Genomic DNA, 14,577 nt, shown 5'->3' with positions numbered 1-14,577 from the left:
GGGAGAAGGGAGCCGTTCCGTCGACTACGGATACAGCATTGAAAACCTGCAGAGGCTGAGTGAAGCCAAGGGGGCGAGTGAATCACTGTGGAAATGAAAAGAGCCAGGCATCCGTGATGCCTGGCTCTTTGAATTGGTAGAGAGAGCGTTGAGCGGTTGCTCAGGCTTTCTGCTTGTCCAGCCGCACCTGGGCGGCTTCTGCCAGCATGGCCAGCAGGGTTTCGGTGTCACTCCACGACAGACAGGCATCGGTGATGCTCTGGCCGAAGGTGGCGGCACAGCCGTTCTCCACGTCCTGACGCCCTTCCACCAGGAAGCTCTCGGCCATGATGCCGGCGATGCCGGTGCGGCCGCGGCGCAGCTGATCGCAGATATCCTGGGCCACCAGCAGTTGGCGGCGATGATCCTTCATGCTGTTGCCGTGGCTGAAGTCCACCACCAGGCGCTCCGGCAGGCCCACCTGGGCCAGAGCCTCGCACGCCTCGTCGATGCTGGCGGTGTCGTAGTTGGGCCTGTGGCCGCCGCGCAGGATCACGTGGCCGTAGGGGTTGCCGGCGGTGCGGTAGATGGTCATCTTGCCGTCCTTGTCCGGGGAGTAGAAGATGTGGCTGTGACGGGCGGCGCGCACCGCATCGATGGCGATGCGGGTGTTGCCGTCGGTGCCGTTCTTGAACCCCACCGGGCAGGAGAGGGCGGAGGCCATCTCCCGGTGAACCTGGGACTCGGTGGTGCGCGCCCCGATGGCGCCCCAGGTGATGAGATCGCTGATGTACTGGCCGGTCACCATGTCGAGGAACTCGGTGGCGGTGGGCATGCCGGTCTCGTTGATGTCCACCAGCAGCTTGCGGGCCAGTTTCAGCCCTTCATTGACGTCGAAACTGCCGTCCAGGCGCGGATCATTGATGAGCCCCTTCCAGCCGACGATGGTGCGCGGCTTCTCGAAGTAGGTGCGCATCACGATGCACAGGCTCTCTTTGTACTCTTCACGCAGGGTGTTCAGACGCAGGGCGTATTCGTGGGCGGCGGCGGGATCGTGGATGGAGCAGGGGCCGACGATGACTAGCAGGCGCTGATCCTCACCGGACAGAATGGCTTCCACTTGGCGGCGGGCATCCAGCAGGTTCTGGGCGATGGTGTCGGTTAACGGGAAGGCGTGCGCCAGCTCGCTGGGGGTGATCAGGGCCTCCAGGCGACGGGTGCGCAATTCATCGGTGTGAATGGACATACGACTCAATTCTCGAGTGGATAAGGTGGGCGGGATGCCAAAATGCAAGGGAATAAAATAAAGCAAAAGTCACCCGATGGAAACCTTGGGCGGCTCTGATAGGATGTGAACCCAAAAGCCATTTCAAATGAGGTAGTTATCGTGGCAAAGCCAGGCGCGACCGGGATCACCCGCATCATCAACGCAACCGGTTACAGCATGAAAGGTCTCAAATCGGCCTGGATCAACGAGGCCGCCTTCCGTCAGGAGCTGCTGCTCATCCTGCTGCTGATGCCGCTGGCATTCTGGATAGGTGACTCCCTCAACGAGATCCTGCTGCTCGTCTGCATCAGCTGGCTGGTGGTGATCATCGAGGTGCTCAACTCCGCCGTGGAGGCGGTGGTGGATCGCATCGGCTCCGAGCATCACGAACTCTCGGGCCGCGCCAAGGATCTGGGCTCCGCCGCCGTCTTCATCGCTCTGGCCCTCAATGCCCTGGTGTGGGGCGCCCTGGTGGGCCGCAACCTGCTGGGCTGGTGGTAGGTTACGAGAGCAACCTTTCTCCTGACATAAAAAAGCCCGTCATCACGACGGGCTTTTTGCTGCGCAGATAAGGGCTTATCAGTGCAGGATCCGGGCACGGATGGTGCCATTGATTTCTTTGAGACGGGCCAAGGCCTTCTCGCTGTGCTCGGTTTCGACGTCGATGACCACGTAACCGATCTCGCTGCTGGTCTGCAGGTACTGACCGGCGATGTTGATCCCCTCGTCGGCGAAGATCTGGTTGATCTGGTTCATCACGCCGGGCTGGTTGCGGTGAATGTGCAGCAGGCGGCTGGAGCCCTTGTGGCCGGGCAGGGAGACTTCCGGGAAGTTGACCGCGGAGAGGGTGGAGCCGTTGTCGGAGTATTTGACCAGCTTGTTGGCCACTTCCAGACCGATGTTCTCCTGGGCTTCCTGGGTGGAGCCGCCGATGTGGGGGGTCAGGATCACGTTGTCCAGGCCGCGCAGCGGGGTGAGGAACTCCTCGTCGTTGGACTTGGGCTCCACCGGGAAGACGTCGATGGCGGCGCCGGAGAGGTGGCCGCTCTTGATGACGTCGGCCAGGGCGTCGATGTCCACCACGGTGCCGCGGGAGGCGTTGATGAAGATGGCGCCCGGTTTCATCATGCGAAGTTGCTCTGCACCGATGAGATCCTTGGTGGAGGCGGTTTCCGGTACGTGCAGGCTGATGACGTCAGACATGTTGAGCAGTTCCACCAGGTTCGGCACCTGGATGGCGTTGCCAAGGGAGAGCTTGTTCTCGATGTCGTAGTAATAGACCTTCATGCCGATCATCTCGGCGATGATGCCAAGCTGGGTGCCGATGTGGCCGTAGCCGATGATGCCGAGCTTCTTGCCGCGGGCTTCGACGCTGCGGTTGGCCAGCTTCTCCCAAACGCCGCGATGGCACTTGGCGTTCTTCTCGGGAATGCCGCGCAGCAGCAGCAGGATCTCCCCCAGTACCAGTTCGGCCACGGAGCGGGTGTTGGAGAAGGGGGCGTTGAAGACGGGGATGCCGCGCACGTGGGCGGCGTCGAGGGAGACCTGGTTGGTGCCGATGCAGAAGCAGCCGATGGCCACCAGCTTGGTGGCGGCATCCAGCACCTTGTCGGTGATCTGGGTGCGTGAACGCAGGCCCACGAAATGCACGTCACGAATGCGCTCGATCAACTCCTCTTCCGACAGGGACGTCTTCAGATATTCCACATTGGTGTAGCCGGCTGCCCGAAAGGTCTCCACCGTGTTGGGATGGACTCCCTCCAGCAGCAGTACCTTGATCTTATCCTTGTCCAGCGAAAACTTGGCTGTCATGACGTTCCCTCTATTGTTTTGAAAAATGCGTTCAGGCTTGCAGTGTGAAGAAAACCGTAAAGTAGCAAAAACGTTTGGGAGAGGGAATATTTGTGACGAAAGTCAAATTCTTTGAAGTTATCAACGATTGTTGCAGATGTGCTGCTACAACCCATTGAGGGATAACCAGAAACGGCGCCATGAGGCGCCGTTGTCCATTTGGGGCAGTCAGATTGACTGACCCGGGCGGGGGCTTGCCCGGAGGGAGAGGTCCGGGGAGCGGGCCTTAGTTGGTGATCACACCCTCGGGGGTGCCGATCAGCACAACGTCGGCGCCACGGTGGGCGAACAGGCCGTTGGTGACCACGCCCACGATGCTGTTGAGGCGGGTTTCCAGAGCCTTGGCATCGGTGATGACCATGCCCTTGACGTCCAGGATGATGTTGCCGTTGTCGGTCACCACCCCTTCACGCCACACCGGGTTGCCGCCAAGGGCGCGGATCTCGCGGGCCACGTATTCGCGGGCCATGGGGATCACTTCCACCGGCAGGGGGAAGGTGCCCAGCACGTCGACGGTCTTGGTGTTGTCGATGATGCAGATGAACTGGTCGGCCACGGCGGCGACGATCTTCTCGCGGGTCAGGGCGGCGCCGCCCCCCTTGATCATGTCGCGGCTGGCGTTGATCTCGTCGGCACCATCCACGTAGACGGAGAGGGCATCGATGTCGTTGAGGTCAAACACCGGGATGCCGAGACCCTTGAGGCGTTCGGTGGAGGCGATGGAGCTCGACACCGCGCCCTTGATCTGGTCTTTCATGGTCGCCAGTGCGTCGATGAAGTGATTGACGGTAGAGCCGGTGCCCACCCCGACGATGGTGCCGGGTACCACGTATTTGAGCGCAGCCCAACCGGCCGCCTTCTTCATTTCATCTTGAGTCATGATGGATCCTTATGGAAAAAGCGGGCGCATTATATCCAAGCATCCCCCCCAGAGCGACCATGGTGCTCACGTTCCGGCGCAAAAATCCCCAAGATGTAAATCGTTTGCCTGTTTATTGAACCGAAGGGGGCGCCCCCGCCTGATCAGGCAAAGTGCCAGCTGCGGCTGGGGGTGATGATCTGGGGGAGCGGCACGTCCCACTGCTCCCGGGGGACGGCATCCACCTGCTGGCAGTCGTGGGCGAGCCCCAGGGGTCTTGGGCCGAGCTGGTGCTCGTGCCAGCAGGCGAGGGTGCGATCGTAGTAGCCGCCCCCCATGCCGAGGCGGTTGCCAGCCTCATCGAAGGCCACCAGCGGGGTGCAGATGATGTCCAGCATGCTGTGGGGCAGCACCTGCTGCACGTCGAGCTCGGGCTCGGCGATGCCGTAGCGGTTGCGGGTCATGGGGGTGGTGGCGGTGTAGCGCAAGAAGAGCAGGTGACCCGGGGTGAAGGGGTGTAGCACCGGCAGGTAGACCTCCTTTTGCAGGGCCCACAGCCAGTGGATGGCGGGCAGGGGATCGAGCTCCCCGTCGTTGGCCAGATAGAGGGCGATGCGCCTGGCCGCGAGGATGCCGGGGTGTTCCTGGAAGCGTTCGACCAGCTGTTGGGCCGCCGCCTGCTGCTCGGCCTGGCTCAGGCTTTTTCTGCGCTGGCGAATGAGCTGGCGCAGGTTCTGGCGTTCGGGTTGGGTATCCGGCATGGGGACTCCTGGGCAAAGGTGGGCTGGCGCTACCTTAGCAAGGGGCCGACGGGATGAAAAGCCGATGGCGGGGCCGCCAGCCGGGCGGCCCCTGAGGTCGGGTGTCAGGAACGGTGGGGGGCGGGAGCCACTGCGCCCATCTGGTGCTTGAGGAAGACGGCCACGATGGCGGCCAGTGCCAGCGCCATGGGGTAGAAGCTCATGCTCACGACCAGGATCGGCGAGAGGGCGAAGATGGAACCCAGCAGCAGCGCCTGGGCGCCCCAGGGGATCAGCCCCTGTACCACGCAGGAGAAGATGTCCAGCATGGAGGCGGCGCGGCGCGGGGTGACACCGTGATGATCCGCCAGATCCCTGGCCACCTTGCTCGCGACTATGATGGCGACAGTGTTGTTGGCGGTGCACAGGTTGGTGAGGCTCACCACGCCGGCGATGCCGAGCTCGGCCGCCTTTTCGTTCTGCTCGCCATCGTGGTGGCGGGTGAAGCGGGCAATCAGGGCGGCGATGCGCTCACTTATCCATGCGAGCCCCCCTTGGCGTTCCATCAGGGCACCCAGACCGCCGATGAGCATGGAGAGCAGGAAGATCTCCTGCATGCTGGTAAAGCCCTGATAGATGTCCTTGCTGAACTGGCCGAGAGAGTAGCTGCCAAGCAGCCCCACGCCACCGGCCGCCAGGATGCCGAGCCCCAGTACCATGAAGACGTTCATGCCAGAGAGGGCAAGCACCAGGATCAGCAGATAGGGGGCGACCTTGAGCAAGTCCGCCCCGGCGGTGGGGGCCGGCGCTTCACCGGTGGAGCCCAGCACCAGATAGAGCAGGATCACCAGCACGGCGGCGGGGGCGGCAATCTTGATGTTCTCGCGAAACTTGTCCTTCATCTCGCAGCCCTGGCTGCGGGTGGCGGCGATGGTGGTGTCTGAGATGATGGAGAGGTTGTCCCCGAACATGGCGCCGGAGAGGATGGTCCCCGCCATCAGCATCGGATCGATGCCGGCGGCCTGGGCGACGCCCAGCGCCACCGGTGCCACGGCGCCGATGGTGCCCATGGAGGTACCCATGGCGGTGGCAATGAAGGCAGAGATGAGGAAGAGCCCCGGCAGCAGGCACCAGCCCGGAATGAGGGAGAGGCCGAGGGCGACCGTGGCATCCACCCCGCCGGTGGCCTTGGCCACGGTGGCGAAGGCGCCCGCCAGCAAATAGATGAGGCACATGGCCATGATGTTGCTCTCGCCCACCCCCTTGAAGAAGGTCTCGAGGTTCTTGTTGAACCCCTCGCGTCCCATCAGCAGGGCCAGCATGACGGCGGGCAGGGCGGCAACGGGGGCGGGGAGCTGGTAGAAGGCGAACTCGACCCCCTGCAGGGTCAGCCAGGTACCGGTACCGATGAAGAGGGCAAGAAAGACCAGAAGGGGCAGCAGGGCTCTGGCACGGGGTTGGGTCTGGATCATGTGTTCCTCGAAACTTGAACAATGACCTCCTGTCGTTGCCTGTGGCGCCTCCAGGGCGGGCACAGGGCGGGCATCCTGCCACCATGGGGGGCCAACAGTAGTGAGTCGGCCCGCCCGGGTCAAGATAGCCGTCCAGATGGATAGGGCTTTTTGCTTCGTGATTCTGACTTGTCTGGTTATTCCGTTATTTATTCTGTTTTTAATGAATTTATCGTTTAAATGTCGGGGTGGTTTGGCGGGCCAGATCGGGCTTTTCAAAGGGGGCGCGGGCTGGTAAAACGGTCTCTTTCCATAATAAAGAGATGAGAGGGTGGAGATGGACAATCCGATCCGTGTGGCCGTGATGGGCTGTAATGGTCGTATGGGCAAGGTGCTGCTGGAGGCTATCGCCAACGCCGAGGGCGTGGTGGTGGGAGCGGCGCTGGAACGACCGGGCTCTGCCGTGATCGGTCTGGATGCGGGTGAACTCAACGGCCTGGGGCGCCTTGGCGTCATCATCAGCGACAGTCTGGAGAAGGTGAAGGACGAATTCGATCTCATCATCGACTTCACCCGCCCCGAGGTGACCCTGGCGAACCTCGCCTTTGCACTGGCGCATGGCAAGCAGATGGTGATCGGCACCACCGGCTTTGACGAGGCGGGCAAGGCGGCCCTGCACGAGGCGGGCAAGCAGATCGGCATCGTCTTCGCCTCCAACTACTCGGTCGGGGTCAACCTGGTGTTCAAGCTGCTGGAGCAGGCGGCCAGGGTGATGGGGGAGTACACCGACATCGAGATCATCGAGGGGCACCACAGACACAAGGTGGATGCTCCGTCCGGCACTGCGCTCTCCATGGGAGAAGTGGTGGCGAAAACCCTGGGCCGGGATCTCAAAGAGTGCGCCGTCTATGGCCGTGAGGGGATCACCGGTGAACGGGATCGCAACACCATCGGCTTTGCCACCATCCGCGCCGGAGATCTGGTGGGGGAGCACACCGTCATGTTCGCCGACATCGGCGAGCGGGTCGAGATCAGCCACAAGGCTTCCAGCCGTCTGACCTTCGCCAACGGTGCAGTGCGGGCGGGCAAGTGGCTCGGCCAGCAAGGGGCCGGTCTCTATGACATGCAGGATGTGCTCGGTCTGAAATAAACCGTCTTCAGGGGGAGTGCAGACTCCCGTACTGGTTGCCAAACCCCGGTCCGCCGGGGTTTTTTGTCACTTTTTTGTAGAAATGAGCCTTAATCATCACTTTTTGAGTGAACCTCGCTAAATCCTGCCATTCTTACAAGCCTGCCACCCTCTTACGACAAAAATGTCATCAAGGGGTAACGGGTTTGGGTCTCAATATTCCCCTGCGGGGGGGCATTTCGCCTTGATGTGAAATAGACTAAAAATGCAATCCAAGAAAAACGTTTTCTATTCTTGGCGTTCACTTTTCTGGCTTCAAATGGTGTTTTTGCTGTTGTGTTGTTTATTTTTTAATTTTCTATCTTGCTGTTTATTAAGTGGTAAATTTGGTTTTTTGTACGTTGCGTGGCATCGGGCGCCGCTTTGTGGTCTGTGTTTGGCTTTTCTTTTTGAAGAGGGGGTTGCAAAGCGAGTGAGTGCATAGATAATGGGTAATGTTGCTTGTTTATTGAATTTAGATGCATTTCAAACGAGAAAAGACGTTGAAATGAGATCGTTTTTAAGTAGAATGCGCCCAATTTGCCAGAAATCTGCCGGGTTCGAGTCCTGTCAAAGACCGGAACCGAGCCCGCAACACCCAGGTAAATTGCTGAATTTAAAGCTAAATAACTGGAGGTTGTCTTGAATCACACTGCATTGCTAGTGCTGGAAGATGGAACTGTGTTCAAAGGCGTGTCGATAGGCGCCGAGGGATGTTCCGTTGGTGAAGTGGTTTTCAACACGTCGATGACGGGTTATCAGGAAATCCTCACAGATCCCTCCTATTCCCGTCAGATCGTTACCCTCACTTACCCCCATATAGGCAACACCGGCACCAACAGCGAAGATGAAGAGTCCAGTCAGGTCCATGCTCAGGGCCTCATCATCCGGGACCTTCCGATACTGGCCTCCAACTTCCGCAATCAGCAATCCCTCTCCGATTACCTCAAGTCCCACAACATCGTTGGCATCGCCGACATCGACACCCGCAAGCTGACCCGCATCCTGCGTGAAAAAGGCGCCCAGGCCGGTTGCATCCTGGCCGGCAAGCAGCTCGATGAAGCCCATGCCCTCGAACAGGCCCGCGCCTTCCCCGGTTTGAAGGGGATGGACCTGGCCAAGGAAGTGACCGTGAGCGAATCCTACAGCTGGACTGAAGGCAGCTGGCAGCTCGGCAAGGGTCACGTCACCCCGGCGGCCGATGAGCTGAAATACCACGTGGTGGCCTACGACTTCGGCGTGAAGCGCAACATCCTGCGCATGCTGGTGGACCGTGGCTGCCGCCTGACCGTGGTGCCGGCCAAGACCCCGGCCGCCGAGGTACTGGCGATGAACCCGGATGGCATCTTCCTCTCCAACGGCCCCGGCGACCCCGAGCCGTGCGACTACGCCATCGAAGCTATCAAGGCTTTCCTTGATACCAGCACCCCTGTGTTCGGTATCTGCCTGGGCCACCAGTTGCTGGGCCTGGCCTCCGGCGCCAAGACCATCAAGATGAAGTTCGGCCACCACGGTGCCAATCACCCGGTGAAGAGTCTGGACGACAACACCGTGATGATCACCGCCCAGAACCACGGCTTTGCGGTGGACGAGCAGACCCTGCCCGAGTGCCTGCGTGCCACCCACGTCTCCCTGTTCGATGGGTCGCTCCAGGGCATCCATCGCACCGACCGTCCGGCCTTCAGCTTCCAGGGTCACCCCGAAGCGAGCCCGGGCCCGCACGATTGTGCCGGTCTGTTCGACCACTTTATTGAATTGATTAAGCAGTATCGCGCCTAAGAGGATAAAGAGAGCCATGCCAAAACGTAACGACCTACAGAGCATCCTGATCCTCGGCGCCGGCCCCATCGTCATCGGCCAGGCCTGCGAATTCGACTACTCCGGCGCCCAGGCGTGCAAGGCCCTGAAAGAAGAGGGCTACCGCGTCATCCTGGTGAACTCCAACCCGGCCACCATCATGACCGACCCGGAGATGGCCGACGCCACCTACATCGAGCCCATCACCTGGGAAGTGGTGCGCGAGATCATCAAGAAAGAGCGCCCGGACGCCATCCTGCCCACCATGGGTGGTCAGACTGCGCTGAACTGCGCCCTGGCGCTGGAGCAGCATGGCGTGCTCAAGGAGTTCGGTGTCGAGATGATCGGCGCCACCGCCGACGCCATCGACAAGGCCGAGGATCGCTCCCGCTTTGACAAGGCGATGCGCAGCATTGGCCTGGAGTGCCCGCGCGCCGGCATCGCCCACAACATGGAAGAGGCCTGGGGCGTGCAGCAGATGGTCGGCTTCCCCTGCATCATCCGTCCTTCCTTTACCATGGGTGGCTCGGGCGGCGGCATCGCCTACAACACCGAAGAGTTCGTGGAGATCTGCGAGCGCGGTCTGGATCTCTCCCCGACCAAGGAGCTGCTCATCGACGAGTCGCTCATCGGCTGGAAAGAGTACGAGATGGAAGTGGTGCGGGATCGCAACGACAACTGCATCATCGTCTGCGCCATCGAGAACTTCGACCCCATGGGCATCCACACCGGTGACTCCATCACGGTCGCGCCAGCCCAGACGCTGACCGACAAGGAGTACCAGATCATGCGCAACGCCTCCATGGCGGTGCTGCGCGAGATCGGCGTCGAGACCGGCGGTTCCAACGTCCAGTTCGGCATCAACCCCAAAGACGGCCGCATGGTCATCATCGAGATGAACCCGCGGGTGTCGCGCTCCTCTGCGCTGGCCTCCAAGGCGACCGGCTTCCCCATCGCCAAGATCGCCGCCAAGCTCGCCATCGGTTACACCCTGGACGAGCTGATGAACGACATCACCGGTGGTCGCACTCCGGCCTCCTTCGAGCCGGCCATCGACTACGTGGTCACCAAGGTACCGCGCTTCAACTTCGAGAAGTTTGCCGGCGCCAACGACCGTCTGACCACCCAGATGAAGTCCGTGGGTGAAGTGATGGCCATCGGCCGCAACTTCCAGGAGTCCCTGCACAAGGCCCTGCGTGGTCTCGAGACCGGCAAGACCGGCTTCGACCCCATGGTTGACCTGAACGCCCCCGACTCCCTGACCCGCATCCGTCACGAGCTGCAGGATGCCGGTGCCGAGCGCATCTTCTACATCGCCGACGCCTTCCGCGCCGGCCTCTCCATGGACGGCGTGTTCAAGCTGACCAAGATTGACCCCTGGTTCCTGGTGCAGATTGAAGAGCTGGTCAAGCTCGAAGAGCAGGTGAAAGAGCGCGGCATGGCCGGTCTTGACGCCGACTTCCTGCGCGCCCTCAAGCGCAAAGGCTTTGCCGACGCCCGTCTGGCCAAGATCCTCGGCGTGGCCGAAGGTGAAGTGCGTAAATTGCGTGCCCGCCACAACATCTTCCCGGTCTACAAGCGGGTCGATACCTGCGCGGCCGAGTTCGCCACCAACACCGCCTACATGTACTCCAGCTATGACGAGGAGTGCGAGGCCAACCCCACCAACCGCGACAAGATCATGGTCATCGGTGGCGGCCCGAACCGTATCGGTCAGGGCATCGAGTTCGACTACTGCTGCGTACACGCGGCGCTGGCCCTGCGCGAAGACGGTTACGAGACCATCATGGTCAACTGCAACCCGGAAACCGTCTCCACCGACTACGACACTTCCGACCGTCTCTACTTCGAGCCAGTCACCCTGGAAGACGTGCTGGAAATCGTGCGGGTCGAGCAGCCCAAGGGCGTCATCGTCCAGTACGGCGGCCAGACTCCGCTGAAACTGGCGCGGGCATTGGAAGCCAACGGCGTGCCGGTCATCGGGACCAGCCCGGATGCCATCGACCGCGCGGAAGATCGCGAGCGCTTCCAGTCCGCCGTCGAGCGCCTGGGGCTCAAGCAGCCGGAAAACGGCACCGTCACCGCCCTGGAGCAGGCCGTGCAACTGGCCACGCGCATCACCTACCCGCTGGTGGTTCGTCCCTCCTACGTGCTGGGTGGCCGCGCCATGGAAATCGTCTATGACGAGCAGGACCTGCGCCGCTACTTCGCCGAGGCAGTGAGCGTCTCCAACGAGTCTCCGGTGCTGCTGGACCGCTTCCTGGACGACGCCACCGAGGTGGACGTGGACGCCATCTGCGACGGTGTTGACGTGGTCATCGGCGGCATCATGGAGCACATCGAACAGGCCGGTATCCACTCCGGTGACTCCGCCTGCTCCCTGCCGCCCTACACCCTGTCCAAGGCCATCCAGGACGAGATGCGCGAGCAGGTACGCAAGCTGGCGCTGGAACTCGGCGTGGTCGGTCTGATGAACGTGCAGTTCGCGGTGAAAGACAACGAGATTTACCTCATCGAGGTGAACCCCCGTGCCGCCCGTACCGTGCCGTTTGTCTCCAAGGCCACCGGTGCCCCGCTGGCGAAGATCGCCGCCCGCGTCATGGCCGGTCAGAGCCTGAAAGAACAGGGCTTCACCACCGAGATCATCCCGCCCTACTACTCGGTGAAGGAAGTGGTACTGCCGTTCGCCAAGTTCCCGGGTGTGGACCCGCTGCTGGGGCCGGAAATGCGCTCCACCGGTGAAGTCATGGGAGTGGGCAGCAGCTTCGCCGAGGCCTATGCCAAGGCGCAGCTGGGTGCCGGTCACCAGGTACCGAGCGAAGGTCGCGCCCTCTTGTCCGTGCGTCACGGCGACAAGGAGCGGGTGGTGAACCTGGCCGCCAAGCTGCTGGAACTGGGCTATGACCTCGACGCCACCCACGGCACCGCCGTGACCTTGGGCGAGGCGAGCATCAACCCGCGTCTGGTCAACAAGGTGCACGAGGGGCGTCCGCACATTCTGGATCGCATCAAGAATGGCGAGTACACCTACATCGTCAACACCGCCGAGGGTCGTCAGGCCATCGAGGACTCCAAGCAGCTGCGCCGTGGCGCCCTGCAGCACAAGGTGGCCTACACCACCACGCTGCACGCGGCCTTCGCCACCTGCATGGCCATCAGTGTCGATGCCACCGCCAATGTGAATTCGGTGCAGGAGCTGCACGAGAAGGTGAACAACCGCTAAGAGCTCCGGCAGCACGCTGCCCGCTCGATGCACGCAAACCCCGCCAGCAATGGCGGGGTTTTTTATTGCCTGCGCCCTGCCACTTCCGGGGAAACGCCTTCAAGGAAGATGGGTGAGATGGCGGATAATGCATCATGGGTGGTGATACTCACCCCATGAATGAACTTTCACTGCATCAATATTGCTGAATTGGCATGATGGGGTGCAATCTTCGCAATCTCTCGCCCCCACAACCTCCCTATACTGGGTGCTCATACAAACAAGGTCGTCTGCGCCGACACACCAAAAGGTGGCGTGCGAGAGGATCAGCGCCCGCAGCCCGATCCGGCTGCCGTGGCCGGCCCCGGTGACCGACGGGGGCCGCAGGAAAACCGGTCGCGGGGTTACCGCCGCGCGACTCGTCAGGGACGGTGTTACCGCACCAACCCGCTTCCCCTCCTTGCCCCACCCGCCTGTCGGCCCGGTCGTCCGGCGCCTCGCCCATCCGTCAAGGGAATCTGAATATGAGCTTCGATCATCGCAAATACCGCCGTGCCCCCGTGATCAACCTGGCGGATCGCCAGTGGCCCAACCGGGTACTGGAGCGGGCACCGCTCTGGTGCGCCGTGGACCTGCGCGATGGCAACCAGGCGCTGGTCGAGCCCATGACGGTGGCCCAGAAGCTGCAAATGTGGGCGCTGATGACCCACATCGGTTTCAAGCACATCGAGGTGGGCTTCCCGGCGGCCTCCCAGCCAGACTTCGACTTTGTGCGCGAGCTCATCGAGCGCAACCTCATCCCCGATGATGTCACCATCCAGGTGCTGGTGCAGGCGCGCGAAGATCTGATCGCCCGCACTTTCGAGGCCCTCAAGGGGGCGAAGCGGGCCATCGTCCACGTCTACAACTCGGTCAACCCGACCCAGCGCAACTATGTGTTCAACTCAGGCAAGGACGGGGTCAAGGCCATCGCCGTGCAGGGGGCGCGCTGGGTGCGGGAGTATGCGGCCCGCAATCCGGACACCGAGTGGAGTTTCCAGTATTCCCCGGAGAGTTTCAGCAGTACCGAGGTGGAGTTCGCCGTCGAGGTGTGTGACGCCGTCATCGACGAGTGGCGTGCCGCTGCCCGTCCCATGATCCTGAACCTCCCCGCCACGGTGGAGGTGAGCACCCCCAACGTGTTTGCGGATCAGGTGGAGTGGTTCTGCCGACACCTCAAGGCGCGATCCGAGGTGAGCATCTCCATCCACACCCACAACGACAGAGGCTGCGGGGTGGCCGCCGCCGAGCTGGCGGTGCTGGCGGGGGCGGATCGCATCGAGGGCACCCTGCTCGGCAACGGGGAGCGCACCGGCAACATGGACATCGTCACCATGGCCATGAACCTCTACAGCCAGGGGATTGACCCCGAGCTGGACCTGTCTGACATGGATGCCATCGTCGCCACCGTGGGGGCCTGCACCCAGATTGCCCTGCACCCGCGCCACCCCTATGCCGGCGAGCTGGTCTACACGGCGTTTTCCGGCAGCCACCAGGACGCCATCCGCAAGTCTCTCGCGGCAGAAAAACCGGATCACTACTGGGACGTGGCTTACCTGCCCATCGACCCTGCCGATCTTGGTCGCAGCTACGAGGCGGTGATCCGCATCAACAGCCAGTCCGGCAAGGGAGGGGTGACCTATCTGCTGGAGCGTGACCTCGGTCTGCAACTGCCGCGCTGGCTGCAAATCGACTTCAGCCGCCGGGTGCAGGCCGAGGCTGAGGCGAGCAGCAGCGAAATCAGCCCGGAGCAGATCCGCACCCTGTTCGAGCAGCACTATCTTGAGCCGGCCCACGGCTATCGCATCGGGCGCTTCCAGCTCGGTCATGACAGTCAGGAGAGCCTGCGCCTGGAGTTGCAGACCCCCCACGGCACCCTGCAATTGTGCGGTGAAGGGGAGGGTGCCATCACGGCCCTGGTCAACGGCTGGCAGCGTCAGACCGGCATGCACATCGATGTGCTGGATTACTCCGAGCATGCGCTCACCGCCGGCACCGAATCCCGCGCCGCCGCTTATGTGCTGCTGAGCGTCGAGGGCACCCGGATGTGTGGCGTCGCCGTCGGTCGCGACGTGGTCAACGCCTCCCTGCAGGCGGTGATCAACGGCGCCGCCCAGCATCAGGCCCTGCGCCAGAGCGCCTGAGGCTGCACGGCCCGCTTGCCGTGAGGGCGAGCAGGGAAGGGCCGCCCGCCCCGATGTCACGGCAGATCGCGCCGTCCCCG

At 62.1% G+C, this 14,577-nt stretch carries 10 protein-coding genes; 5 read left to right on the top strand and 5 right to left on the bottom strand.

Annotated elements, in window-relative coordinates; all coding sequences use genetic code 11:
- Positions 1-160 precede the first annotated feature (160 nt).
- Positions 161-1,225 carry a 3-deoxy-7-phosphoheptulonate synthase gene (locus C2U47_RS01150; protein ID WP_010675196.1) on the bottom strand — a complete coding sequence of 355 codons (1,065 nt, stop codon included), beginning with the start codon at positions 1,223-1,225 and terminating at the stop codon, positions 161-163.
- Positions 1,226-1,366: 141 nt separating this feature from the next.
- Between C2U47_RS01150 and C2U47_RS01145 the strand changes: the two genes are divergently transcribed.
- Positions 1,367-1,747, top strand: a complete 381-nt coding sequence (locus tag C2U47_RS01145) for a diacylglycerol kinase (protein ID WP_010675195.1) — start codon at positions 1,367-1,369, stop codon at positions 1,745-1,747.
- A 78-nt stretch (positions 1,748-1,825) separates the two neighbouring features.
- Here C2U47_RS01145 and serA read toward each other — a convergent pair whose 3' ends face one another.
- The 4 genes from serA to C2U47_RS01125 all read right to left on the bottom strand — a co-directional run bounded on the left by serA (position 1,826) and on the right by C2U47_RS01125 (position 6,168).
- The gene (gene serA / locus C2U47_RS01140) at positions 1,826-3,058 is read right to left on the bottom strand and encodes a phosphoglycerate dehydrogenase (RefSeq protein WP_010675194.1); all 1,233 of its coding nucleotides are present in this window, start codon (positions 3,056-3,058) and stop codon (positions 1,826-1,828) included.
- Between the two features lie 265 nt (positions 3,059-3,323).
- The gene (rpiA, locus tag C2U47_RS01135; RefSeq protein ID WP_010675193.1) at positions 3,324-3,977 is read right to left on the bottom strand and encodes a ribose-5-phosphate isomerase RpiA; all 654 of its coding nucleotides are present in this window, start codon (positions 3,975-3,977) and stop codon (positions 3,324-3,326) included.
- A gap of 143 nt (positions 3,978-4,120) precedes the next feature.
- Complete coding sequence (locus tag C2U47_RS01130) at positions 4,121-4,717, bottom strand: 5-formyltetrahydrofolate cyclo-ligase (protein ID WP_010675192.1); 597 nt, start codon at positions 4,715-4,717, stop codon at positions 4,121-4,123.
- 104 nt (positions 4,718-4,821) lie between these two features.
- Positions 4,822-6,168, bottom strand: a complete 1,347-nt coding sequence (locus C2U47_RS01125; RefSeq protein ID WP_010675191.1) for a Na+/H+ antiporter NhaC family protein — start codon at positions 6,166-6,168, stop codon at positions 4,822-4,824.
- Between the two features lie 316 nt (positions 6,169-6,484).
- On the opposite strand from C2U47_RS01125, the gene dapB reads away from it, so the two are divergent.
- From dapB to leuA, 4 genes are all read left to right on the top strand, one after another.
- Positions 6,485-7,297, top strand: coding sequence for a 4-hydroxy-tetrahydrodipicolinate reductase (gene dapB / locus C2U47_RS01120; protein ID WP_010675190.1), 813 nt, complete (start codon positions 6,485-6,487; stop codon positions 7,295-7,297).
- Positions 7,298-7,957: 660 nt separating this feature from the next.
- Complete coding sequence (carA, locus tag C2U47_RS01115) at positions 7,958-9,094, top strand: glutamine-hydrolyzing carbamoyl-phosphate synthase small subunit (protein ID WP_010675189.1); 1,137 nt, start codon at positions 7,958-7,960, stop codon at positions 9,092-9,094.
- 16 nt (positions 9,095-9,110) lie between these two features.
- Positions 9,111-12,335 carry a carbamoyl-phosphate synthase large subunit gene (gene carB / locus C2U47_RS01110; RefSeq protein ID WP_010675188.1) on the top strand — a complete coding sequence of 1,075 codons (3,225 nt, stop codon included), beginning with the start codon at positions 9,111-9,113 and terminating at the stop codon, positions 12,333-12,335.
- Positions 12,336-12,838: 503 nt separating this feature from the next.
- Positions 12,839-14,497 (top strand): 2-isopropylmalate synthase, encoded by a 1,659-nt coding sequence (gene leuA / locus C2U47_RS01105; RefSeq protein ID WP_010675187.1) that lies wholly within the window; start codon positions 12,839-12,841, stop codon positions 14,495-14,497.
- Positions 14,498-14,577 lie beyond the last annotated feature (80 nt).

This window comes from Aeromonas sp. ASNIH7 (assembly GCF_002903485.1).
Classification (GTDB): domain Bacteria; phylum Pseudomonadota; class Gammaproteobacteria; order Enterobacterales; family Aeromonadaceae; genus Aeromonas; species Aeromonas caviae.
This window is presented reverse-complemented; position numbering and strand designations above follow the sequence as displayed.